This window comes from Parabacteroides sp. AF21-43 (assembly GCF_003635435.1).
GTDB lineage: Bacteria > Bacteroidota > Bacteroidia > Bacteroidales > Tannerellaceae > Parabacteroides > Parabacteroides distasonis.
The window spans coordinates 34,520-57,774 of the sequence record NZ_QTMG01000033.1 but is presented as its reverse complement, the minus strand read 5'-3'; the positions used below and the strand labels follow the sequence as shown (position 1 = coordinate 57,774).

Below are 23,255 nucleotides of genomic sequence, written 5' to 3'. Positions count from 1 at the left end.
CTGTGAAGTAAATTTAGGCATAGTCATTTGGATATCCGTAGTTATAAAGTAAGTTGGCTTCATCGGCAAAGTAAGTTAACTTACTTAGGCATTCCAGCTAGTTAACTTTGTTGATGAAGCTAGCTTCACTAATTTAATCTCACCTTCGTCGTATGAAGGGGGATGTTCCCTGTATTGAGGTAAAATGTGCTTGTTGATCCTACCAATTTTATATGTTGGTGGAGCTCGGTGCTGCTCAGATGAGAGCTTTAGCAATTCGTTACCCATTATTTAGGCCGTAAGTCTAGCACTAGGTATAGCCATAAGTTTACGGCTCGACAAACCGTAAGTTATTCACTTTAATGGGGCTTGATGGATAACAATCGGGCCGATATTTTTTTAATACCGGGTGAACGAAAATAATAGTTTATTCATATATTCTCACTTCATAATAATCCACGTTTCACGGGAATCTGTTTATTTTAGGATTATCACAAACGTGAAACGTGGATAAAAGTAAGTTAGAATAGGCTATCCTTGGGAGCGATAAGCCCCAATTTTTCTAGTAACGAACGGAATCTTGCCTTAATGCGTGCCTTCATGGGGATATGCCTAATAAAGCTTTTATCTAAGCCGGATATGTTTAAATAGAAAGCGAAATCTTTTTTGAAAGGAGGCTCAAACTCAATAAACCAAGGTTTGCTTCCGCTATAATGCAAGATAACAGGGTCATTGATGGCTTGCTCTTTTTCATCCCAATAGGCTCGGCTAATCAACGGGTCCTTGAAAAAATATCCGTGTTGTACATTGTATTTCAAGGGGAGGGTTAGCTTGATCTCTTTTAATACTATATTCAATACATCTTGATCATGGTATCTAAGTCTCTCTGGGTATTTGTTGATTATCTCGAAAAAGCTTTCTGAAAGATTATTTTCTCGCCAATATCTTAGGTTGACCAACAATACCCCAGCGTTGAAATAGCCAAGAGATGGGGAATATTGGAGCCGGTTGTAAATACGTATGTCATCTATTGACATGTCGGGGATTACTCCGGCGGCATAGCTTTTTATATCCGTATCCCATAATGAGCGTAGTGAGTGGCGGACGACAACATCACAGTCGAGATAAAGGACCTTCTCAACGCTTTTGGGAAGTATATCCGTCATGATAAGTCTAAAATAGGTCGCTAACGTGATATGTCTACTTATCGGGCAGTTGGCGAAAACCTTTTTATCTACAGTATAGAACTGGATTTGCTGGCCATATTTGGCTACGACCTTTTTCAATACCTCTTGGTTTTCAGGGGATATTCCCTCTGTCAAGATATGTACCGTAATCTCCTCTTTCGGGTTATTCACACAAATAGAGGTTACTAATACACCACAGGGTATGACATAATTATTGTCTGTGCAACATACAATATCCATAGGATGTGTTTTTTATTCAAGTTAATACTGTGTTTCTACTGTCTATGTTTTTTTAGGATCAACGAGAGAATGAAATCTATCTCTTCCCATTTAAGCAAATAGGATAGAGTTAGATAATAGCAGATACCTATAATTATACCGACAATGAGTTTAAATAATAAGATAGGGATAAAACTTATGCAAATGTATATGATTAGTCCCATCGATATGGATAACAAGAGTATAGGACATAAAGCCTTAAGCTCTTTTCGCAGGTAAACATCGGGTAAAAGTCTTTTAGTGAATCTTGTCAATACATAGATGTCACATAAGGCATAAGCAGCGATACCGGCGCACATGATGGTGATCCCAAATGGAATGGTAATGACTAAGATAGTAACCGCAATGAGCTTTTTTATGATCTCGGATCGCAGGGAATAATCACTTCTCCGTTTTACGTTGAGCAGATCCCAGTTCAGGCGTGAGATCGGGTCCCACATATAAGCGATACTTAATATTTGTAAATATGGTATGGTATGTACCCACTTATCTGTCAAGATAACACGAATTAATGGATCAGCCAGTACACATAAGCCGATCATCAACGGGAATATGATGAAGGCTGTCATACGGATGAACATGAAGAACTTTCGTTGCAGTTCCTCGTTATCATGCTGTATTTGGCATTCTATCGGATAAGTGACCCGTGTGATGATGCTTGTTATATTAACGGAAACGTATTGGGCAAGAGAAGTAGCCCTGTTGAAGTTTCCCAGATCAGCGGATGAAAAATATTTACCAATTACCAATGAGTATAGATTCAGATATATCGTATGAAGCAATCCTCCGGCAAGTAATTTAGATCCGAATCCGAACAATTCCTTGAAAGACTCTTTGGAGAAACATAGGCGAGGAATCCACCGGGTACTTCCCCAAAGTAATATCAAAGCTAATAAATTCGTGAGTAAACTTTGGATGACCAGTGTCCATACACCATAACCATGATAAGCCAGCCATATACCTATTCCTCCACTTATAGCTACTGTGCTGAATGAGATGATAGCTTGCTTTTTGAAATCGAGGGAAATGGTCAGTTGTGCTCGTTGTACGGCGCAGAATGAGGTCAAGATTAAGTTTAATCCTACGAATTTTATGATGGTTTCTAGTTGAGGCTGGCTGTAGAATGAGGCTATGAATGGAGCGGTGGAGAAAAGGAGAAGGTACATGGCTATCCCGATAAATATATTGAAAAAGAAAACCGTCGAATAGTCTACATCTGTTCTTCCCTGTTTCTGGATAAGAGCGTTCGAGAAGCCACTATCAACGAACGTTTGAGCTACCGCCATGAAAATACCAAGCATGGCGACAAGCCCATAGTCGGAAGGCGACAAGATACGAGCGATGAAAAGACTTAACACGAATTGAGCTCCCTGTACCGAAATCCTTTCCATGCTACTCCAAAAAAGACCGTTTACTGTTTTGCTTGCCATGTATTATTCGGGTTGTTTTTGAGAGGTTGATTTATTAGCCAACAATTGGTGCTTTTGCTCAGACATTACAAGCCCTAACAACATCATTATAAAGAAACCCCGATGTCCGGTAAACGTGGCATCTGCGATATTCTCAATCAATAGATACCCGATGATAAGAAAAGGTATAATAAAATATTTCTCCTTTTGCGTAGAGAGAAATAGTTTGTAGGCTTTCCGTATGATATAGGCGAAAAATAGTATATATAAGAATACGCCTATTATCCCAAATTGAGCTAAACAGGGATAATAGGTGTCCGCTATATAACTATAATTGTTTTTACTGATCCCTTTTACATTCTCGATACCGTATTTTGCGTATAGAGGCGAATAATAAACGCCAGAGGAGTGGGAGGCAAAACTAGCGAAGCCCGACCCAAATGGGAAAAAGTCCTTGAAAATCTCGAAAGATGTGACGTATAGCATGGCACGGGCCATGAATTCCTCGGGAACACTGTCCAAGGATTTACCCACACCAAAGTACATGACCATTTTTTTCCAGCTAGCTAAAACCATTGCGGCAAGACTTAATACGGCTATCGCTATTGTCTTGAAATTGAGCTTCAGACGACTTATGTTCCCGAAGAATATCACGGTGACCAGAGATATGATAAAAAATCCATAGAACTTTGAACGAGCCGAGAATAATCCAATCGCTAAAATAAGGATAAAGATCATCTTATCAATTTTAGCACCTTCGCTACAATAATAATAAAGCAGGGAGGATGCGGTTATGATAGCGGCGAAATAAGCGACATGCCCAACAGTTACTCTGAAGGCGAGTGGATAGACTAGAGACGCACATCCTATAAGAAACATGAAAAAGGATATAATAAGAATGATTTTCTTTATCAAATCTTTCTGTTTCGAACTAAATACAGGACAGAGATAATAAACTGCGAAAAAAGCTAAATAGGGTTTAAATTGGATAATCATGTCTGAGATGATTCCTTTCGCAGAGTTACTATGTATATAAAACGAATAAATCGTATAAAATATGAAAACAGAGCTTACCGCTAGAAATGACTTATTTATAGCCCAATCCGGCGTCTTGAATGTTGCGAAAATAAATAAGATAAGCAAGATGCAAGCACATATCTCATCTATACTATCAAATCCGATCGTTCCATAAAGGACCAATCCAAATATGAACGTGAAAATAAATAAGTTATAAAATTGCTTGTTTATGAATTCTTGTATCATCTTTTTTATTTGCTAGGAACGACCTTTGGTTGTAACTGAAATGTTTCTTTTTCTCTTTGAGGTGCACTTGTGAGGTGCTGAGCCTCAGATTTGATCTTAAATCTGTTTTTCCTAAAGAAATAAAAGAAACTTTTCAAATGAATTAACGTTTTCTTATTAAGACGCTGACTACTTCTTTGGTGAACATGCGTCATTTTGGATAAAGGGTAATAGACTACCTTCTTATTCTTTTTCCAACAACGATAGCAAATATCCATATCTTCTACATACAAGAAGAATTTCTCGTCAAATCCTTTTAGTTCATTGTAGAATGTGTGAGAGATCAAAAACGCTGCTCCCATACACCAATCGACCTCTGTAGGAGTGTCCATAGGAAGGTTCTTCAGTAAATAGGTTTGAACATTTTTATTGCCGGACTTATCATTTCCTTTGGTAAGAGCCCGATTTAGCAAAATCTTAATTGAAGGAAATCTACGTGCAGAATATTGCAATGAGCAGTCCCGGTTTTGTAACTTGGGTGCGACAATTCCACATGAAGGATGTTTTATCGCATAGTTGTATAATTTGTCGATTGCTCCTTGCGTTAATATGATGTCTGGGTTTAATATAAGTATATAATTCCCTATAGCATGTTTTGCTCCAATATTATTATTTCGGGCAAAACCATATTTCTTTTGATTCTCAATGAGTTTTATGGTAGGATAATTGTTCCGGATATAATCGGCGGTTCCGTCAGTAGAACAATTATCAACAAAAATAACCTCGAATGAAACGGATGGACTTCCTACTGAATACAAAGACGCAAGCATCTCTTTCACGTATGAAAGGTGATTCATGCCAACTGTTATAATCGATATTTCTGGTTTCATTATCATTTTGTCCTATTATGTTTTTAATTTTATAGATGCAATTTATGTTCTATTTGTTGATGATAGATTGTATTTTTCACCTATTATAACATTATTAAGTTTGTTGGTCGGGTTATTACCTTAAACCGATTCTTCTTTAAAAAGTAAATCGTACCATCAGATGAGCAATTATCTACGATGATGACTTCGAGCGGGACTGATGGTCTTCCTGTCGTGAACAACGAATTTAGTATCTCCATGATATATTTGAAATGATTCCTTGTTATGGTTATAATAGATACATAAGGTGTCATAAACTAGTATATGCGTTTTGATAAGACAAAGACATTTTCTTCGCTGTATAATGCTTTTGGAATATGTCTTGTACTTCTCGTGCGACTTCTGTACGATCTAACAGGAGCACTTTTTCTATTTTGTCGAATAAACTATTACTGTCTTTATTGTTGAAAATATATCCTGTCGTGACGCTCATCTTCGATAGCACCTCTTGGTGTGAAGGTATATCAGAAAGTAACATAGGTAATCCTACTGTCATACTCTCCAACAGCGTGTTTGCCAATCCTTCGACATCTGAGGCTGAAATATAATAATCGGAAGCGATTAAGTAATCATAAACATTCGTTTTAAAACCGGGTAAAAGAATCCGGTCATCACCTTCTTTTTTTAAATCTTCCCATAAGGGTCCCTCACCGAGCATGATCAATCCCACTTGCTTGGCCCCTATTTGTTTAAAGGCACGTATTAATAGTTCAGGATTCTTCTCTCCTGAGAAGCGCCCGATAAAAATAAAATATCGGATATCGTCTTTTAGTCCTAAATCTTTTCTTAGCTTTTGCCGATAAATCGGATCGCAATTCCAGATGGGTAACGAAGATCCATTGGGTATGCAAGAGATGTCCCAACCTTTATTTTCTTTATAGAGTTTTCCTACACTTTCAGAGCAACCTATGGGGAGATCTACTTTTCGGGTGAAGAAATGGTTCAGTTGATTGACGATATCTCCTTTAAATTTTCCATATAATATCTGCTGCTGCAGTCCCGGATAGATATGAATCGTATAGATTCGTTTATACTTTCGAGGTAAAAAGCACATTAAATATAATGAACGCGGACAATGCGCATGAAGCATATCCGGATTGATCAATTTTACCTCTTGTTTTAGTGCCGTGAATAAAGCGAATGGATTAAGAGGCGTTTCTGGTGCCAATTGATGAATCGAAAGCGGATACTTCTGGAAATCCTTAATTCGGGTAGTTTTTTTCTCTGGTATGAAAGTAATGATAGATACCTTGAACTTGGAGAAGTCCATATATTGGATAATGTTATACATAACATTAACCGGGCCTTCGTTGCATAATGATGATACCAAGAAACAAACTTTAGTCATGCTCTCTTCCTTATTTTTCTTTACTGTCAAACTGTACCTGCAATAATAACGGACGGGTGAATCTATTATTGTTGATTTCTCCGTTTGTTTAACAATGTAAGATTTCCCTCTATTAAAGGGAAACCGAATACAAAGTTAACAGTTATTTCTTTAAAAACAGACGAACATATGATTTTTTTCAATTTGTATATTTATGATAGCGGATTTCTATGAATTATTGTACATTTGCATACGTTTTTAAGATATTTTGAGAAACAAAGGGAATTATGAAAATAGCAATAGTTGGAACAGGCTATGTAGGCTTGGTAACAGGTACGTGTTTTGCGGAAATGGGTACAGAGGTGTTTTGTGTAGATGTGGATAAAAATAAGATCGATAATCTGAAGAAAGGCATCGTTCCCATTTATGAGCCGGGTTTGGATGAATTGGTGGCTCGTAATATGCAGGCGGGGCGTTTGCATTTTACTACCGAGTTAAAAGAATGTCTGGATGAGGTGGAAGTCTTGTTTTCCGCAGTGGGGACGCCTCCAGATGAGGATGGAAGCGCGGATTTGAAATATGTGTTGGAGGTTGCTCGGACCGTGGGAAGATACATGAATAAATATATCTTGGTTGTTACTAAAAGTACGGTTCCAGTAGGTACTGCCCAGAAGGTAAAGCGAGCTATTAAGGATGAGCAAGCTAAGCGGAATGTAAATATAGAGTTCGATATTGCTTCTAACCCAGAGTTCTTGAAGGAAGGGGCTGCGGTAAAGGATTTTATGAGTCCGGACCGTGTAGTTGTAGGAGTGGAATCCGAGCGTGCCGAGAAATTGATGTCAAAGTTATATCGTCCGTTTTTACTGAATAATTTCCGGGTGATTTTTATGGATGTCCCTTCTGCTGAAATGACTAAATATGCGGCAAACGCTATGTTGGCGACTCGTATCAGTTTTATGAATGATATCGCTAATTTGTGTGAGATTGTCGGTGCTGACGTAAATATGGTGCGTAAAGGGATTGGGACGGATGCTCGTATCGGTAGTCGTTTTCTGTATGCGGGTTGTGGATACGGAGGTTCTTGTTTCCCGAAAGATGTCAAAGCGCTTGTGAAGACCGCTGCCGATAGTGGTTATCAGATGCGTATATTGGAAGCGGTAGAGGCTGTAAATGAAGAGCAGAAGTCAATATTGTTTCGTAAGTTAGTGAAGCATTTTAACGGGGATATCAAAGGTAAGCGTATCGCTTTATGGGGGTTGGCGTTTAAGCCGGAGACAGATGATATGCGAGAGGCTCCTTCATTGGTTTTGATCGAAAAGTTAAGAAACGCCGGATGTCTGGTTTCGGCTTATGATCCAGTGGCTATACCTGAGGCTCAAAGACGTTTGCCTGAAGATGTGATTTCTTATGTTAAAGATATATATGAGGCTGTGATAGATGCGGATGCACTATTGTTGGTTACTGAATGGAAAGAATTCCGTATGCCTTCTTGGTCTGTTATTAAGAAATTAATGGCTACGCCTTTAATCTTGGATGGACGTAATATCTATGATAAGGCAGAATTGGAGGAGGCCGGTTTTATTTATCATTGCATAGGTCGGTAAAGACCTTTTGGTTGGAAATAAGTTATGGGGCTGTGTTGCAATTCTTTGCTTGACACAACCCAATTGTCTATTTCATCAATTCTTTCTTTAACGAACACCCACTACACCCACAGCAAGGATCACTGGATTTCGGTTTCGTAAGCATTCGATAAACCTTATATGCGATATATCCGATAACCGAGATACCAATAACGCAAACTGCTATATCTTGCCACATACCTATAAATTTACCTCCTATATATAACTAAATAAAACATAGGAAAGTTCTTAGCTGAATAAACCCACAAAGAAATTCCCCGTTTGATAAACAATGAAAGAAACGATCCATGCTAGGACACAAGTATAAATGATAACGAATATACCCCATTTCCATGAGCCAGACTCGTTGACAATAGCCGATATAGTTGCTATGCACGGAAAATAAATCAAGACGAAAAGCATTAAGCTAATCGCTATGAGCGGTGTGAATACCAAATTACCTTCTGCGTTACGGTCTTGCTTCAAACGCTCCGACAGGGCTTGGCTGTCATCATCGGCATTCCCCGTGTATAATACGCTTAACGTGCTGACAACAACTTCTTTCGCCGCCATACCGGTAAGTAAGCTTACACTCATTTTCCAGTCGAATCCTAAGGGAGCCAAGACCGGTTGAATCGTCTGGCCGATACGCCCGATATACGAATTTTGTTGGTGGTCGATTGCCTTCAAGCGTTCTAACTCCTCTATCGTATCTGTTTTTTCTTGAGAATCCAACTCCGTATTTTCGATCTCCGCTATCTGGCGATCAAACTGATCTCCGCTCTCCGAATGTCTGGGGAAATACCCAAGGAACCAGATGATGATAGAAGCGACCAAGATGATACCTCCCATCTTGTGCAAGTATTGTTTCGCTTTCTCCCACATATGGATCATGATGGATTTGCCGGTAGGCATCCGATAGGGGGGGAGTTCCATTACGAAAGGAACATCCTCCTCGTTAAACAGGAAGCGTTTGAAAAGACGGGCCATGATAACTGCCAGCAAGATTCCGGATACATATAAAGCTAATAACACAAAGCTGGCGTTCTTCGGGAAAAACGCCCCGGTCAGCAATACATAAACCGGCAGGCGGGCGCTACAGCTCATCAACGGATTTACCAACATCGTTATCATCCGGCTATTACGGCTCTCTATCGTACGGGAGGCCATGATAGCAGGAACATTACAACCGAATCCCATCACTAAAGGGATGAATGACTTTCCATGCAGTCCCATCTTATGCATGATCTTATCCATGATAAAAGCCGCACGTGCCATATATCCGGAGTCTTCCATGAACGATATGAACATATACAGAATCAAGATATTCGGCAGGAACACGATAACACCTCCCACGCCACCGATGATACCATCCACGAGAAGATCCTTCAAAGGTCCTTCCGACATATGGCTGCGCACGAAATTACCGATCACCTCGACCAATGCCTCTATCCATTCCATCGGATAGCCTCCCAAACGGAAAGTGGCCTCGAACATGATCCACATGAATAGGATAAAGATAGGGAAGCCTAAGACTTTATGCGTGACGAATAGATCGATGATCTGCGTACTCGTTGCCTCTTTGATCGTATTTTGTTCGTAAGTCTCACGCAACGCTCCGGAAATAAAGCCATAGCGTGCGTTCGTGAATGCGGTCTCACAATCCTCTTGCAATAACTTTTCTATTAGGGCTGTATTACGGTCTCTTTCTTGGAAGATCGTTTCGGCACCGGGCAGCGTTTTTATAAATGTCTCTATCTCCCGATCTCCCTCTAATAGCTTGATAGATAGATACCGCTTTGACAAGCTTTTGGGTATATCCACGCTATTTTTCAAGGTCTTCCTAACGTTGCTGATCCCTTTCTCTAAAGACTCTCCGTAATTAATATGGATATGACGGATGACAGGATCTTCTTCTTCGTATACCTTGATTACACGGTTAAACAAATCCTCTATGCCAAATCCTGTTTTACTTACGGTCGGGATAATCGGTGCCCCGATCATTTTCGCTAAGGACTCATGATCGAATTTATTACCATGGCGTTCCAGCTCATCATACATGTTTAAGGCGATTACCATGCGAACGTCCATATCGATCAGTTGGGCGGTCAAATATAGGTTTCGCTCCAGATTGGATGCGTCGATAACATTGATCACCACGTCCGGTTGCTCTTCATTCAAATGCTTACGCACGTATAATTCTTCCGGCGTGTAAGCGGATAGGGAGTAAGTACCCGGTAAATCTACGATGCGGAATGTATAGCCATTCTGTTGGAAGGTTCCTTCCTTGGCATCTACGGTCACGCCGCTATAGTTACCCACATGCTCATGTGCTCCGGATGCGAAATTGAAAAGAGAGGTCTTTCCGCAGTTCGGATTACCAACCAAGGCAACGTTAATTGTTTTTCCTTTATGTAATGCGATGGCTTGCAATTCATTGCCGGAAGGCAGGATAAAAGAGTCTGCACTCCTGTTCGTATCTTGTACCGAGGTAGCTTGTTCCTTCTCGAAATCCGCCGCGCTAACGACTTCGATCAATGCGGCGTCCGAGCGTCGCAATGAGACATCATATCCCATCACACGATAGTGAATAGGGTCTTTGAGCGGAGCGTTTTGTATAACGATCACTTCTTTCCCTCTGATAAATCCCATCTCGATAATGCGTTTGCGGAAAGCTCCGCGACCCATTACCTTTACTATAACACCTTTATCGCCTGTGCGAAGTTCTGATAATCTCATGTCCTATTAAATGTTACGCGAAGGTAGCTTGAAAACTTCGTACCACCAATACCAACTAATAGGTATTTTTTTATTTCCATGGGTTGTTTTTCGAGTATTTTATGTATGTTTGTGCCACAAATTTCAACTTTAGACAAATGAAACTACGAATTACTTTGTTCGCCACCTTATTGGTTCTTCTGTCTGCTTGTTTTACAGGCTGTAAAAAAGAATTGAAGGATTTCTCTTTTAGTTATAGTATGGAAAGTGTAGATAACTACAAACTAATGGTTCTGTTTGATAGTGACAAGACATTCCGTATCGAGGAGTATAATTATTATATGGATAATTTCGCCAAGAAACGAGATCCTAAAATTATGGAGGGGACATTGACTGACGAGGAGTTCGCTTCTTTAAAACCGATTCTGCAAAAATGTAATTTCTTTAAGATGAAAGACTCTTATGGCTTTGAGGAGGAGACGAACCGGGATTTAGGGGATATCATGTATCAGGTTTCATTTACCACGGAAGGTAAGGAGAAATTTATCTCTATCCGTAATAGCGATACCGGACAATTTTCCGCTTCTTTCGTGAAGTTGATCGGTTTTATCAATACATTCTTGAATAATCATAAGAATGACTAAACGCTTTTAGCCGGAGATGGAGAATAAACGAAACCGGGTTCTATTGTGCTTAGGCTCTAATTGGGATAAAGAGAAAAATATGGAGCGCGCGGCGGAGATGCTGCGTGCTCATTTTGTTTTTATACAGTTTTCTCAGCCAGTTTATACGGAACCGATCGATTGTCCATTATCAACTACATTTTTGAATCGAGTGGCTGTTTTGTATAGCGAGGAGAGTCCGGCGCGAATAAAGGATGTCTTGAAAGATATAGAATGCTGCATCGGCCGTAAGCCGGAAGATAAATCTTGTGGGCATGTGCCGATAGATATTGATTTATTGCAGTGGAACGACCAAATCTTGAAAGCTGAGGACTTGACCCGTGAATATGTTCTAGATGGCATCTGCTCGCTCCTTGCCGCAGGAGAGAATGATGAATGGTGCCAATAGAAAACCAAAGGAGCCGCTGTTGCGGATCAATGCGTTGATACCTTTGCATATCAAGGAAAGAACTGGGTTGTTTCGGTCTGCGTTATAAAATCCTTTCTCTACTTTAAGCTTGAACTGGTAGGGTGCCAATAAGTCTTCATAAGTCTGTATGGGAAGGATTCGTTCGGCCCAATTACCTGTAGCCGGGTCGCAAGTATTGTATGGGTCTTCCGGGCTTGGTAAACTCTTTTTCTCGATCGCTTTTTGGATATCGGGATAGGTCAAGCCTCTAGTCTTCCGGGCCCATGTCTCTACTTCTTTTGGGGAGAAAGCCGGGCAAAGTTTCGTTATGAATTGCTCTCGTAATGTATAATAGTTGGGGGATTCCAAAGATCCACTTTCGCATCCGACCATCATCTTATGTAACCGTTGTTGGACATACGGGTTGAATGGTGTAGAGGCTGTCGTGAATAGTAGATACATGGAATCGTTTATATGGATTAAATCCTTGAAGAACAAAGATAAATCATAGACATGCTCTATCAGGTCCGTAGCGATTAAAAGTTGGGGGTAGACTTTGTTCCTTGCGCACCAGTCCGCAAGAACATCTGAATCTCCATGGAGTATGATATCGGGGCCTATTCCTATTATTTGTTTCAATAGCTGGATCGTCTCCACGGAAGATGGGTTAAGATCAATATAAATAACTTGTCCTATTCCTATGGATTTCGCCAGAATACTAAGGAAGCCGGTTCCTCCTCCATAATCGATTAGCGTGACATCGGAGATAGGGGTTTGTATCGCTTGAAGTCCTCTTTGTAGGCAATCTGCGTATATATGCATGAAATAGCTTAACGCCGGCTTTAAGTTGCCGATGTATCGCTTATTATAATCGCTGATCGGTAATTTATTATAGTCGATCGCTTTCAAACGTTCGGTTAATGTATGTAATAAATCACTTCTATTCTCTTTCATCATATATCATCTTGTATAAACGTATCCCCTGATCTTCATTAGAAAAAGCAGGGAACAATAATTGTTTTCGTTTATCTATCACCTCTTTATCTATAGGTAGGGCCATTAATTGTTCGCAAGCCCGTATCATCTCATCCGGCGTATCGGCGATATGGCATAAAGGATCTAATCCGCTACCCGCTAGCATGAGATGATTGACAATCGTATGCCTTCCGGCGAATAAGCTGTTCAAAAGCTTTAGTTTTAGGCCGGTATCTTGAAATGTGATTAGCATATGAATTTGTGCGTTGTGGATCAATGCGTCCATACGTTCCTTACTGGGATTTGCTTCTACTTTTATATGTGGGTAAGGAGCGGCTGCCTCTCGTATCAAACGGGTCGGGTTCATGCCCGCTATTATGCAGGTATGTTTTAATTGGCTGAAAACATGCTTGGTGAGAAATAACACGGCTCGTTCATTCTCGATAACGGATAACTTGCCATGATATAAAATATAATCGGATTTTCCCGGTTCGGCCGTAATCCGGTTATTCTCGTGGAAACAAGGAACGAACTCGATCCTTTGATTGGGAAATTGTTTTCGTAAATAGTCTGCGTCTGTCGTGGATACGGCGATTATCAGATTTGCGTACCGTGCTACTTTCTGATAGGCTTGGAAGCGCATGGCCTCGATCTTGAAAAAGGCATTGCGAACCAATCCTTTGCCAGACTTTGCCAAGTGGCGATAATAATCGTGCTCGATATTGCACTCCCGGAATATCTTCATCCGGTTTCTTAAACGGGGATCGTCCATATAATAGCAGGAGTGGAGGCCCTCAAATAAGATCGGGTAATCATTTTGTAAAAGATTCTCGATCAAGCGATGATCTTTACGGCTATATACATTGTAAGGGAGCCATGTTAAATTAGCGATTACCCCGGTACGGCGTTTATAATAGAAAACCTTGTCGCAAATGCTTTCTAATTCCGGTGCATGCGGACGTTCATATTCGAAACAATGTAATATGAGTTTCACGCCGCAAGCACGCAAGGCTTCCAGTTTATAATACACATCAATAACCCCTCCGTAATTGGCGGGATAAGGTATATTGAACGATACTATGTTGAGGTATTTATCCATCTGCTTAAATTTCCTCAAATATACGCACAAATTGGCTAGCTTGTTCTTTCCGGGAATAATTCGATAGCTTATCCCGATTGACGGGCGAGGTCGTATATCCTTTTTCCTGCCATTCCTCATAGTAATGTTTCAAGAAATCGTACACCTCGTCTACCCGGGTTGCGGCCAGTCCGGAATGGGTCTCCTTGATGGCTTCGGCGAGGTAGGCCTCGTCACTTTGTACGCATAAGATGGGTTTTTCTACCGCAAGCGATTCAAAGAACTTAGTTGTCATGAAGCCTTTTGGACCAGACGTGTCAAACTTATTCGTCAAGGAAAGCAGCACCGAGCTTTTGTTCAAGATGAGGGGAATATCGGATGCCGGTACATACTCATGGTAATCCATGAAAGATTGCACCCCATGTCGTTCGGCCTCTTGGCGGATGATGGAGCGGGACTCTTGATCGGTATACCATACAACTCGAAAAGTTTCGGGGATAATGACCTTGTCCTCCGTAAGACGGGCGATGGCTGCAAATAATAACTCCGGATTTCGGATCGCTAAACTTAACAACCGTCCGGTATAGGTAATGATAAACCGGGAGGTCTTGATTTGTTGCGGATAGAACAACTCAGGATCGAATCCATTATAAATCAGTCTTACGTTGGGATTATATTGTTTGAGTACCTCCACATGCCAAGGCGATACGGTCGTGACACAATCCGCTACCTCCAAAGCGTTATTTCGCTTTCTAAGTAACCGTTTGCGAAATCGCTTTGTGATGAATGCGTCTAACCATGAAAATGTATGGAATTTATGCGATATATATTCGTTGGAGGCGTATTGCTCGATAATATCTCGTAAATCCACGACGAAAGGGAGGTTGGTATGGATCGCTAACGTCTTGGCGGCGGTTAAAGGAAAGGTGCGGTATGTGCTACACAATATCCCCTTGTATTGGTTGGTCTTTATTAAGGGGATGCATGCGTTGATTATTCTCATGTCTTTATAACCAAACAAGATGTCTAGAAACATGACCCACATCCATTCGATATGCTTTGAGATCTTTCCTGATGCTTTGTAGTAGCGGACGCAATACACGTCCGCATACCCCGTAAGGAATTCGAATGTATTGTCTTCTATGTATTCTGTCACTACGGTAACTTCCCATCCCATGCGTGTCAAATATTTGCATAGATATCCCATTCTGGGGGCGAAAGCGGGTGGGAACATATCACATATGATAAGAAGTTTATTCATGGATTCAATCAGTGTTATAAGAATAGACGAACGACTTCAAACGCTTCCGCATAGGTACATCCCGCTTGGACACCCCGTGCTCTCGCTAATGAATAGATAAAGTCCTTGGATAGATAATCTCTCGCTCCTTGCGATTTATAGGCTTTCAATGATTCTACCTTTGCGTCGATATGGCGCTCTTCCAGCCTTACAAAACATTGTGTATTGAATGTCAGGTTGTTCCAGATTAACTCATAACCTAATATATTCGTGTTTTTGAACGCCCGTAGACCCTCTTGGGCGATCGTCGTATGATCTTGGTGGATGTCGTGCAAGCTAGGGATGAAGACTAGGTCAAAATCGGATACTTTTTTCAGGCGTATTAACTCCTCTAATATCTCTTGTCTTGCGTATCCCAGTTTTCTTACTTCGTAATTGTATATGATTAGGTTTTCCGGTTCTATACCTAAGGTCTGGGTCGCTTGCTTGACCTCTGTCTTCAAGATATCTTTCGGAAAACCCTCGGGAACCGATTGCTGTGCGGTGGAGAAAGCCACATAGGTCACTTTTTTACCATCTTCTATCAGGCGTGAGATAGTTCCCCCCAACCCAAGTTCCCCATCATCCGTATGAGGGGCGAGGACTAAAATATTTTTACAATTAGTAATCATTCTTTCTGATTTATTTGAATACAGGGATTTTATTGTTTTCACTGCTTCGCTAATTCTTTTAATAGCTGGGCGTATAATTTACGTAAATAACTTCCGGACCCTTCTTGTACGGAGTCATTATGCCATAGTAAAACCAATTCACCTCCTACATTATTTACTTGTTCCACTAAATTCCGGCAATAGGTTAAAGCCCTGTCAAAATCCAGTCCCATATATTTCTCCTCCTCTAGGGTACAATCCATTATAATAAGCGGATGTAGTCGGAGAGGAGATAGCCGGCGGGTGATCGGATTGATCCAACGAACCGGGTAGCAAGTCCCTAACCGGAATCCGGAGACATCGGCGTACCCCATGGTGAAATCGTCCGTAACCCCAGCAGCCTCTATTTGGTCCATATCTTCCGGTTCCCGGATTGCCAAGAAATGATGACGGTTGAACCGAACATTTTTACCGATATGATCTTCCAGACCGGTTTTCTCTTTCCGGATAAGGCTGGGAGTCGTACCCGCTTGGTAGCTACTATGCAAACCAATAGTTACATTATGCTCTAAAGCACTTTTTATCAATTTACGAATATCTTTATTCCTCAAATCGTAATGAGGTTTGTCGTGCTTGGCTTTCCCCCCGTTCCGGATAAATAGGATAGGGTGACATTGTTCCTTCCCTATCAAGTCCTGAAGGATACTATTCTGGCGGAAAAACCAAGGGAAGGTATAAAACGGGTCTTTCTCAAGGGAACCGAATTTACCTTGAAAGGATTTATATAAACCTCTTCTATCTCTAATAGACCGTATCAAACCTTTCCACGAACGATATAGAGTCGGAGAATCTACGTCGTGCGTGAGGTAGATCTTCCGGATTTGCTTTTTTACCTCGGGTACACGTAACCGGGATTGGCGCAGCCAACGATGAAGCAGCATGCGATATTCATCCACGATCGGACGATGCAGGAAACCGGCCCGGTAGGGCAAGGACTCTTTACCGGGAAATCTTCCATGCTCATCCCGAAGTCCACGCCGTACCATCTCCTCGTATCTGGAAATGAGAAAATAAGTACTTGCGATGATATCGGCATGAACCACCCATGTATCTCTTATCCATTCCTCTTTCGGCGAGCCGAATAACAAGGGGATACCTTGAACCTCTCGCAAGGGGAGTTCTGGTAAGGAAGCGGGAGTCCCGTATGTTTGTCCATCAAAGAAGCCGGATGGAATGATAACGACGTTATATCGGTCGAATTTATTGGGATCAGCCGTGTACCCGATCGTTTCCACCAGTTCGCTAGGGACATCATCTCCTACAAGAAAGCGTATTATATAATGTAAAGTGCGATTTTTCATACCCATTTGCTTAGTTTAATGCGTGCTCTGTCTAATAAACTCAATTTCCCCCTAGATATTGTGAAAAATGGGGTTTGGATAGCTCCGAACTCGCGGAAGAAACGTTCTACTCCGGGTAGCATAGACCCTTCGAAATCAAAGACCGTCGTAAATTGAGAAACGAAATGAAGACATTCCCACAGGACGTAGCTTTGCGCTCCGGAACCTCTATAGGCCGGATTTCCTCCTCCTGCGAGATAGTAAGCCGATCGATCTTGCCATACGATGAAAGCGGCCGCATGTAAATGGCCTTGCTCGTCATAACCTCCCCATAAATCACCTTGTCCTCTTTGCCGGCAAGTGGCGATCAAGTCTTTCAGTACATTCGTGTCTTCCTTGATTCGTACATGCTGGCGATCAAATGTTTGGGCTTGTACAGCTAGGAACTCATTCAAAGGAATCCCTTTTTTTACGGATATATGGTATTTATTCTGCGCTTTCGCAATATTTCGCCGGATATTGGGGCTCATATTCTCCCATACCGCTTGATGATCCCGGATATTTTTTAATAAATAGGTATAACGTGTCGTTTGGTTATATCCCGCCCAATAAAACGGAAGCCAATCCGTAATGTCATAATTGAAATTTTGCAGGAAGTGCGGATAGCGTTTTAGTTCTTCCGTGAATTGTTTGCATAGTTCTTGACGTCGTCCTAACTCGGTCGTATATTTCGTGTCGGAGGAACTTGCGGCGAACCAAGGGCCCATCGTTTGGGTGTAAGAAGGCATTGAGACAATATCGGAATGGGGGACGTAAAGGGGGAGGGTTGCCTGTATCCTTCCCTTTTGTTCTATAAGCAAGACATCCCATTTTTTTTCTCCGCAAACCGTATCCAACCACCAGTCATGTGAGAAGATCGGTATATTTTTTTCAGTATTGCAAAGTAAACGATATTTGTCTTTATTACTCATTACAATTTTGTATAGGGGCGGGGTTTGCCCGCCCCCGCAAATTACTTGTTGGCTTTTAATGCGTCAAATATTAATTCGGATAATTCGTCTGCCAATTCGGGATTGTCCTCGACACATTGTTTTGCCGCATCACGACCCTGTCCCAATTTGGTATCATTGTAGCTGTACCATGAACCGCTCTTCTTGATGATATTCAGTTCAGAACCAAGATCGATGATCTCTCCGGAACGGGAGATACCTTGACCGAACATGATATCGAACTCTGCCTTGCGGAATGGAGGAGCCACCTTGTTTTTTATAACTTTCACACGCACTTGGTTTCCCTTGATCTCGTCACCATCTTTCAGCTTTCCAATACTACGGATATCCAAACGGACAGAAGCATAGAATTTCAATGCGTTACCACCTGTCGTCGTTTCAGGGTTTCCGAACATTACACCGATCTTATCACGCAATTGGTTGATGAAGATACAGGTCGTATTCGTCTTATTGATCGCGGCCGTCAACTTACGAAGGGCTTGCGACATTAGACGAGCTTGCAGACCCATCTTGCTGTCTCCCATATCGCCCTCAATCTCGGCTTTAGGAGTCAATGCGGCTACGGAGTCGATAACAATGATATCTACGGCGGATGAACGGATCAATTGCTCGGCTATTTCCAAGGCCTGCTCACCGTTATCCGGCTGGGAGATCCATAGGTTCTCTACATCAACGCCTAGCTTCTCGGCATAGAAACGGTCAAAAGCATGCTCCGCATCGATAAATGCGGCGATACCTCCTTTTTTCTGCGCCTCGGCGATCGCATGGATCGCTATCGTTGTCTTACCGGAAGATTCCGGACCATAGATCTCGACGATACGTCCTTTCGGATATCCACCTACGCCCAGCGCTGCGTTTAAAGCGATAGAGCCTGTCGGTATCACCTCGATATCCTCGATGCTTTCATCGCCCAGTTTCATGATCGAACCTTTTCCGTAGTTCTTCTCGATTTTATCCATTGCCGCACGTAAAGCTTTTAGCTTATCCGTGTTAGCGGCTGGTTTACCACCTTCTTCTTTCGCTTTTTCTTCGAACAAATTTTCTTCTTTTGCCATATGTGTCCCTTATAAATTAAGGATTTGATTTGCATGGTCTTTTGTCTTCACCTCTTTCGGCCCGATGATATTGGTAACAATACCTTCCTCGTTAATGATAAAGGTGGTCCGGAGAGTCCCCATGTATGAACGTCCGTACATTTTTTTCTCAGTCCACACACCAAACTGTTCTTGTAAGGCCGTGTCTGTGTCCGCTATTAAACGGAAAGGTAAGTTTTGCTTTTGTATAAAGCCTTGATGCGATTTGGCGCTATCTTTACTTACTCCGATGATCTCGAAGCCTTTCGCTTGTAAGGCTTGATAGCCGTCACGTAAGCTGCATGCTTCCGCCGTGCAACCGCTCGTATTATCTTTCGGATAAAAATAGAGCGCTACTTTTTTCCCTTTATAGTCACTCATCTTTACCTCTTTACCGTCTTGATCGGTTCCCAAAAACTCGGGAACCTTATCGCCTATTTGTATTGCCATATTACAATTCTAAGTCAATGTTAAACAATTCATGCCAAGGCAAACCTTGCTCATTTAGCTCTTTCATGAATGGGTCCGGATTGAATTCCTCCACATTCCATACACCCGGTTTCTTCCAAATGCCTTGCATAAATAATTTGGCGCCGATCATGGCGGGAACACCGGTGGTATAACTAACACCTTGCGCTCCTGTCTCTAGATAAGCGGCATGGTGGCTACAGTTGTTGTATACGTAATAAGTTAATTCCTTACCGTCCTTGATACCACGGATGCGGCAACCGATGGAAGTCTCGCCAGTATAATTCTCTCCCAGATCACCCGGGTTCGGCAGTACGGCTTTTAAGAATTGGATCGGAACGATTTCCTGCCCGTTGTAAAGGATCGGGTCGATACGAGCCATACCGATATTTTGGATGACACGTAGATGAGTCAAGTATTCCTGTCCGAAAGTCATCCAGAAACGAGCCCGTTTGAGGGTCGGGAAGTTTTTGGTCAAACTTTCCAATTCCTCGTGATACATCAAATACGATTCTTTCGGTCCTACATTCGGATAATTCAAGGCTTTATGTACGCTTAACGGATCGGTCTCCTTCCATTCCCCATCCTCGAAATATTTGCCACGTTGAGTAATCTCACGGATATTGATTTCCGGATTGAAATTGGTAGCGAATGCCTTATGGTGATCTCCTGCGTTGCAGTCTACGATATCCAGATAGTGTATCTCGTCGAAATGATGCTTTGCCGCATAGGCTGTATATACGCCGGTAACCCCCGGATCGAAACCACATCCCAAGATAGCGGTAAGACCGGCTTTCTCGAAACGATCTTTATAGGCCCATTGCCAGCTGTATTGATATTTGGCTTCATCAAGCGGTTCGTAGTTGGCCGTATCTAAATAGCTAACACCGTATTCCAGACAAGCATCCATGATATGCAAATCTTGATAAGGTAAGGCCAGATTTACCACCAAATCCGGTTTGAAGGCGTTAAACAAGGCAACAAGCTCTTGCACGTTGTCTGCGTCTACCTGTGCGGTTTGCACTTTCACGTTCTTGATATCGGCGGCGATCTTGTCGCATTTACTTTTCGTACGGCTAGCTACCATGATATCCGTGAAGACATCCGCATTCATCGCTATTTTCTTAACAGCAACGGTACTTACGCCCCCTGCACCAATAACTAATACTCTTCCCATTTACTAATAGAATTAATCTTGTTAATATACAGTTTACAAGGTTTTCAACCAATGGACAAATATACGGCTTTTCCTTGACAATCCCTATATATTTATTCATTTTAGAACGGAAGAGGGAAAAGAAAGATACAGCTAATGAATGTGAATAATGAAAATAGTCGTACTTTTGTCACATTTACTGTTTAAAGTTTGGACATGAGATTCTTAAATAATGTCGGGGGTGTTTTTTTTCTGCTTTTATTAGCGTTGGGGTGTAAACCTGAGGCGAAGCGGAGCCGTGTGCTTGTGATCCAATCTTTTCGGTGGGATGATAAGAACTATCTGGAATTAAACTCAGATATCCGGAAAGAGCTGGGAAAAAATCGGGTGAATGCGGACATCCGTACGTTTTATCTCGACTGCGAGTGTTATATGGCTGAGGAGGAAGAGGAACGGATGTATAACTTTATCGATACGATCCGTCTTTGGAAGCCCGACATCATATTGGTGAATGATGATCAGGCTACCTATACGTTGATGAAATGCGGCCATCCTTTTGTAAAGAAAGTTCCGGTTGTTTTCTCTGGCGTCAATTTCCCTAATTGGGATTTGCTGGAAGAATATCCGAATGTAACAGGTAGCTGGGATAAGATTGATTATGAGGAGAACCTTCGTTTGATCGATCGGCAAATGGGAAAGTCTCGCATTTATATCAATTATGATAAGACCTCCTTAGGGCAGTTGGCTTTCCGGGAGTTGATAAAAGCGGTCGATACGAGCCGGTATGTGTTGGATTATAATCAATTGGCTTTCCAATTAAATGATCCGGACTTTAAGGTGGATTCCATGATGTTTAGAACCGAGATGAGAATGAAGGCGATACGTCCTTCGAAAAATATAATCCATTTCATGCCTTTTCGTAAAGCCAATGGGGAGTTTTTATTGAGTAATATTAATGGTACCTATCCTTATTGCGTATTTTTCAATATCCGTTATGACTATACATCCGCAGGCTTGTCTAAGATGTTCGTGACTCCTTCATTTACGGCAGTGCGGGAAATCTTTAATATAAACGTGGAAGTTCTGGGAGGCTATTTTTGCTCGAACCGCATACAAGCGGCGGAACAGGCTAGGTTGGCGGCTAAAATTCTTTCCGGTACGCCTGTCTCTTCCGTTCCGATCGTAGAGAGTCCCAAAGAGTATCTGTATGATTGGGTAGAGATGCAACGTTTAGGTATTTCAAAGGAAGAGGTCCCTACTAATGTTCATGTCATAAATATGCCTATTTCCGAACGGTATAAGATAGAGGTTTTTATCGCCTCTTCCTTGGGTGTGATCTTATTGTTGGCATTGATCGGTTATTTGTTTTATCTCTATTGGCGGGAAGCAAGACGAAGGAAAGAGGTGCTCGCTAATTTAAAGCAGGAGAAAGAGCATCTTTCTTTAGCGTTGGAAGGGGGTAATATATTCGCTTGGAAATTACAGTCTGGAACTTTCCGATTTGACAATGAGTTCTTTAGTTATGTGAATATTTCTCCCCGGGAAATTCCTTTGGATGAGCTGTACGAGATGACTCATCCGGACGACAGGCAGAGTTTGCGATCCTTAATTGATTTCATTTGTACGGGTACAATCTCTCATCATATCCTTCAATATCGTTGCGATTTTAACGGGAAAGGTTACCAATGGTGGGAATTTCGTTACGGAAGCTTAGAGGATGCGAATGATGGGTATGTAATCAATGGCTTATGTTTGAATATCCAAAATATCAAGGATACGGAGGAGGTATTGATCTCTGCGAGGGAAAAAGCCGAGGAGTCGGATCGGATGAAGTCGGCTTTCTTGGCGAATATGAGCCATGAGATCCGTACGCCGCTGAATGCGATTGTCGGTTTCTCGAATTTAATGAACTCGGAAGAGGTCTTGGAGCCGGAAGAGCGTGAGCAGTTCGTGAAGTTGATTAATACGAACTCCGACTTACTATTGAAACTGATCAATGATATTTTAGATCTTTCCCGTATGGAATCCGGAAAGATGAGTTTTGTTTTCGATCGCCATGATTTGAATGTCTTGATCAATGAAATCTATTGTACTTTCCAGTTGATGATGCCCGAGGGGGTAGAGCTACGCATGCGTGTCCCCGAGATCCCGGTGGTTGTGGCGGTAGATCCTTATCGGCTGAAACAAGTATTGTCTAATTTTATCAATAATGCCATCAAGTTCACGACTTCGGGCTATATAGAAGTTGGATACTATTTCTGTACGAAAGGCGACTGCCTTCATATCTATGTAGAAGACACTGGTATCGGCATCCCTGAGGAGAAACAGAAGCAAGTCTTTGATCGTTTTTGCAAATTGGATGAGTTTGCGCAAGGCACTGGACTCGGACTGGCGATTTGCCAAGTGATAGCGCAGCGTTTCGGCGGTGAGATACAATTGAAGTCAGAATATGGTAAAGGTAGCCGTTTTACGCTAACTTTGCCTAAAGAACGTATAGGTTGA

The 23,255-nt window shown here is 41.8% G+C and carries 21 protein-coding genes; 4 read left to right on the top strand and 17 right to left on the bottom strand.

Annotated features, from left to right (window positions below; genetic code table 11):
• Positions 1–500 precede the first annotated feature (500 nt).
• The 6 genes from DWX84_RS18665 to DWX84_RS18640 all read right to left on the bottom strand — a co-directional run bounded on the left by DWX84_RS18665 (position 501) and on the right by DWX84_RS18640 (position 6,373).
• Positions 501–1,406, bottom strand: a complete 906-nt coding sequence (locus DWX84_RS18665) for a glycosyltransferase family 8 protein (RefSeq protein WP_005868129.1) — start codon at positions 1,404–1,406, stop codon at positions 501–503.
• A 35-nt stretch (positions 1,407–1,441) separates the two neighbouring features.
• Positions 1,442–2,875, bottom strand: coding sequence for a lipopolysaccharide biosynthesis protein (locus DWX84_RS18660; RefSeq protein ID WP_121961292.1), 1,434 nt, complete (start codon positions 2,873–2,875; stop codon positions 1,442–1,444).
• Positions 2,876–2,878: 3 nt separating this feature from the next.
• The gene (locus DWX84_RS18655) at positions 2,879–3,733 is read right to left on the bottom strand and encodes an O-antigen ligase (protein ID WP_224202488.1); all 855 of its coding nucleotides are present in this window, start codon (positions 3,731–3,733) and stop codon (positions 2,879–2,881) included.
• Between the two features lie 389 nt (positions 3,734–4,122).
• A complete protein-coding gene (locus tag DWX84_RS18650; protein ID WP_008778269.1) occupies positions 4,123–4,986 on the bottom strand; it encodes a glycosyltransferase family 2 protein in 864 nt (287 codons plus the stop codon).
• 83 nt (positions 4,987–5,069) lie between these two features.
• Complete coding sequence (locus DWX84_RS18645; protein ID WP_005856144.1) at positions 5,070–5,279, bottom strand: glycosyltransferase family 2 protein; 210 nt, start codon at positions 5,277–5,279, stop codon at positions 5,070–5,072.
• Positions 5,276–6,373 carry a glycosyltransferase gene (locus DWX84_RS18640; protein ID WP_005856146.1) on the bottom strand — a complete coding sequence of 366 codons (1,098 nt, stop codon included), beginning with the start codon at positions 6,371–6,373 and terminating at the stop codon, positions 5,276–5,278. Before DWX84_RS18640 ends, DWX84_RS18645 begins: the two co-directional genes overlap by 4 nt.
• A gap of 266 nt (positions 6,374–6,639) precedes the next feature.
• Here DWX84_RS18640 and DWX84_RS18635 point away from each other — a divergent pair, with 266 nt between their 5' ends.
• Positions 6,640–7,956, top strand: a complete 1,317-nt coding sequence (locus tag DWX84_RS18635) for a UDP-glucose/GDP-mannose dehydrogenase family protein (RefSeq protein WP_057327173.1) — start codon at positions 6,640–6,642, stop codon at positions 7,954–7,956.
• Between the two features lie 67 nt (positions 7,957–8,023).
• On the opposite strand, the gene DWX84_RS22115 is transcribed toward DWX84_RS18635, so the two are convergent.
• On the bottom strand, positions 8,024–8,173 hold the full coding sequence (locus DWX84_RS22115) for a FeoB-associated Cys-rich membrane protein (RefSeq protein ID WP_085931208.1): 150 nt from the start codon (positions 8,171–8,173) through the stop codon (positions 8,024–8,026).
• Positions 8,174–8,223: 50 nt separating this feature from the next.
• Positions 8,224–10,713 carry a ferrous iron transport protein B gene (gene feoB, locus DWX84_RS18625; RefSeq protein WP_087343854.1) on the bottom strand — a complete coding sequence of 830 codons (2,490 nt, stop codon included), beginning with the start codon at positions 10,711–10,713 and terminating at the stop codon, positions 8,224–8,226.
• Positions 10,714–10,850: 137 nt separating this feature from the next.
• Here feoB and DWX84_RS18620 point away from each other — a divergent pair, with 137 nt between their 5' ends.
• Both DWX84_RS18620 and DWX84_RS18615 read left to right on the top strand, forming a co-directional pair.
• Positions 10,851–11,336, top strand: coding sequence for a hypothetical protein (locus DWX84_RS18620; protein WP_008771835.1), 486 nt, complete (start codon positions 10,851–10,853; stop codon positions 11,334–11,336).
• Positions 11,337–11,352: 16 nt separating this feature from the next.
• Positions 11,353–11,763 carry a 2-amino-4-hydroxy-6-hydroxymethyldihydropteridine diphosphokinase gene (locus DWX84_RS18615; protein WP_121961291.1) on the top strand — a complete coding sequence of 137 codons (411 nt, stop codon included), beginning with the start codon at positions 11,353–11,355 and terminating at the stop codon, positions 11,761–11,763.
• On the opposite strand, the gene DWX84_RS18610 is transcribed toward DWX84_RS18615, so the two are convergent.
• Genes DWX84_RS18610 through DWX84_RS18570 form a run of 9 tightly spaced genes read right to left on the bottom strand, consistent with a single transcriptional unit; the run spans position 11,707 to position 20,774 of the window.
• Entirely contained in the window at positions 11,707–12,720 is a 1,014-nt protein-coding gene (locus tag DWX84_RS18610; protein ID WP_121961290.1) for a class I SAM-dependent methyltransferase, read from the bottom strand. The genes DWX84_RS18615 and DWX84_RS18610 overlap by 57 nt on opposite strands.
• Positions 12,704–13,837 carry a hypothetical protein gene (locus DWX84_RS18605; protein ID WP_005868137.1) on the bottom strand — a complete coding sequence of 378 codons (1,134 nt, stop codon included), beginning with the start codon at positions 13,835–13,837 and terminating at the stop codon, positions 12,704–12,706. Before DWX84_RS18605 ends, DWX84_RS18610 begins: the two co-directional genes overlap by 17 nt.
• Positions 13,838–13,841: 4 nt before the next feature.
• Positions 13,842–15,077 (bottom strand): glycosyltransferase, encoded by a 1,236-nt coding sequence (locus DWX84_RS18600; RefSeq protein ID WP_121961289.1) that lies wholly within the window; start codon positions 15,075–15,077, stop codon positions 13,842–13,844.
• 14 nt (positions 15,078–15,091) lie between these two features.
• Positions 15,092–15,727: a PIG-L deacetylase family protein gene (locus DWX84_RS18595; protein WP_005868139.1), complete on the bottom strand. Its 636-nt coding sequence runs from the start codon at positions 15,725–15,727 to the stop codon at positions 15,092–15,094.
• 38 nt (positions 15,728–15,765) lie between these two features.
• Positions 15,766–17,073, bottom strand: coding sequence for a polysaccharide deacetylase family protein (locus DWX84_RS18590; protein ID WP_172618154.1), 1,308 nt, complete (start codon positions 17,071–17,073; stop codon positions 15,766–15,768).
• Positions 17,064–18,017 (bottom strand): GNAT family N-acetyltransferase, encoded by a 954-nt coding sequence (locus DWX84_RS18585; RefSeq protein WP_005868142.1) that lies wholly within the window; start codon positions 18,015–18,017, stop codon positions 17,064–17,066. Before DWX84_RS18585 ends, DWX84_RS18590 begins: the two co-directional genes overlap by 10 nt.
• A 41-nt stretch (positions 18,018–18,058) precedes the next feature.
• Positions 18,059–19,111 carry a recombinase RecA gene (gene recA, locus DWX84_RS18580; protein WP_087343863.1) on the bottom strand — a complete coding sequence of 351 codons (1,053 nt, stop codon included), beginning with the start codon at positions 19,109–19,111 and terminating at the stop codon, positions 18,059–18,061.
• Positions 19,112–19,120: 9 nt separating this feature from the next.
• On the bottom strand, positions 19,121–19,579 hold the full coding sequence (bcp, locus tag DWX84_RS18575; RefSeq protein WP_122377589.1) for a thioredoxin-dependent thiol peroxidase: 459 nt from the start codon (positions 19,577–19,579) through the stop codon (positions 19,121–19,123).
• 1 nt (position 19,580) lies between these two features.
• On the bottom strand, positions 19,581–20,774 hold the full coding sequence (locus DWX84_RS18570; protein WP_005856184.1) for a saccharopine dehydrogenase family protein: 1,194 nt from the start codon (positions 20,772–20,774) through the stop codon (positions 19,581–19,583).
• Positions 20,775–20,969: 195 nt separating this feature from the next.
• Here DWX84_RS18570 and DWX84_RS18565 point away from each other — a divergent pair, with 195 nt between their 5' ends.
• A complete protein-coding gene (locus DWX84_RS18565) occupies positions 20,970–23,255 on the top strand; it encodes a HAMP domain-containing sensor histidine kinase (protein WP_048927486.1) in 2,286 nt (761 codons plus the stop codon).

Excerpts from the sequence above, each read along its gene's own strand:
- DWX84_RS18640 (WP_005856146.1), bottom strand. The coding sequence starts at position 6,373 with ATGACTAAAGTTTGTTTCTTGGTATCATCATTATGCAACGAAGGCCCG.
- DWX84_RS18605 (WP_005868137.1), bottom strand. The coding sequence starts at position 13,837 with ATGGATAAATACCTCAACATAGTATCGTTCAATATACCTTATCCCGCC.
- recA (WP_087343863.1), bottom strand. The coding sequence starts at position 19,111 with ATGGCAAAAGAAGAAAATTTGTTCGAAGAAAAAGCGAAAGAAGAAGGT.
- DWX84_RS18615 (WP_121961291.1), top strand. The coding sequence starts at position 11,353 with ATGGAGAATAAACGAAACCGGGTTCTATTGTGCTTAGGCTCTAATTGG.
- DWX84_RS18655 (WP_224202488.1), bottom strand. The coding sequence starts at position 3,733 with ATGTTTCTTATAGGATGTGCGTCTCTAGTCTATCCACTCGCCTTCAGA.
- DWX84_RS18570 (WP_005856184.1), bottom strand. The coding sequence starts at position 20,774 with ATGGGAAGAGTATTAGTTATTGGTGCAGGGGGCGTAAGTACCGTTGCT.
- DWX84_RS18665 (WP_005868129.1), bottom strand. The coding sequence starts at position 1,406 with ATGGATATTGTATGTTGCACAGACAATAATTATGTCATACCCTGTGGT.
- DWX84_RS22115 (WP_085931208.1), bottom strand. The coding sequence starts at position 8,173 with ATGTGGCAAGATATAGCAGTTTGCGTTATTGGTATCTCGGTTATCGGA.
- DWX84_RS18650 (WP_008778269.1), bottom strand. The coding sequence starts at position 4,986 with ATGAAACCAGAAATATCGATTATAACAGTTGGCATGAATCACCTTTCA.
- DWX84_RS18635 (WP_057327173.1), top strand. The coding sequence starts at position 6,640 with ATGAAAATAGCAATAGTTGGAACAGGCTATGTAGGCTTGGTAACAGGT.
- DWX84_RS18610 (WP_121961290.1), bottom strand. The coding sequence starts at position 12,720 with ATGATGAAAGAGAATAGAAGTGATTTATTACATACATTAACCGAACGT.
- bcp (WP_122377589.1), bottom strand. The coding sequence starts at position 19,579 with ATGGCAATACAAATAGGCGATAAGGTTCCCGAGTTTTTGGGAACCGAT.
- DWX84_RS18620 (WP_008771835.1), top strand. The coding sequence starts at position 10,851 with ATGAAACTACGAATTACTTTGTTCGCCACCTTATTGGTTCTTCTGTCT.
- DWX84_RS18595 (WP_005868139.1), bottom strand. The coding sequence starts at position 15,727 with ATGATTACTAATTGTAAAAATATTTTAGTCCTCGCCCCTCATACGGAT.
- DWX84_RS18585 (WP_005868142.1), bottom strand. The coding sequence starts at position 18,017 with ATGAGTAATAAAGACAAATATCGTTTACTTTGCAATACTGAAAAAAAT.
- DWX84_RS18660 (WP_121961292.1), bottom strand. The coding sequence starts at position 2,875 with ATGGCAAGCAAAACAGTAAACGGTCTTTTTTGGAGTAGCATGGAAAGG.
- feoB (WP_087343854.1), bottom strand. The coding sequence starts at position 10,713 with ATGAGATTATCAGAACTTCGCACAGGCGATAAAGGTGTTATAGTAAAG.
- DWX84_RS18590 (WP_172618154.1), bottom strand. The coding sequence starts at position 17,073 with ATGGGTATGAAAAATCGCACTTTACATTATATAATACGCTTTCTTGTA.
- DWX84_RS18565 (WP_048927486.1), top strand. The coding sequence starts at position 20,970 with ATGAGATTCTTAAATAATGTCGGGGGTGTTTTTTTTCTGCTTTTATTA.
- DWX84_RS18645 (WP_005856144.1), bottom strand. The coding sequence starts at position 5,279 with ATGACACCTTATGTATCTATTATAACCATAACAAGGAATCATTTCAAA.
- DWX84_RS18600 (WP_121961289.1), bottom strand. The coding sequence starts at position 15,077 with ATGAATAAACTTCTTATCATATGTGATATGTTCCCACCCGCTTTCGCC.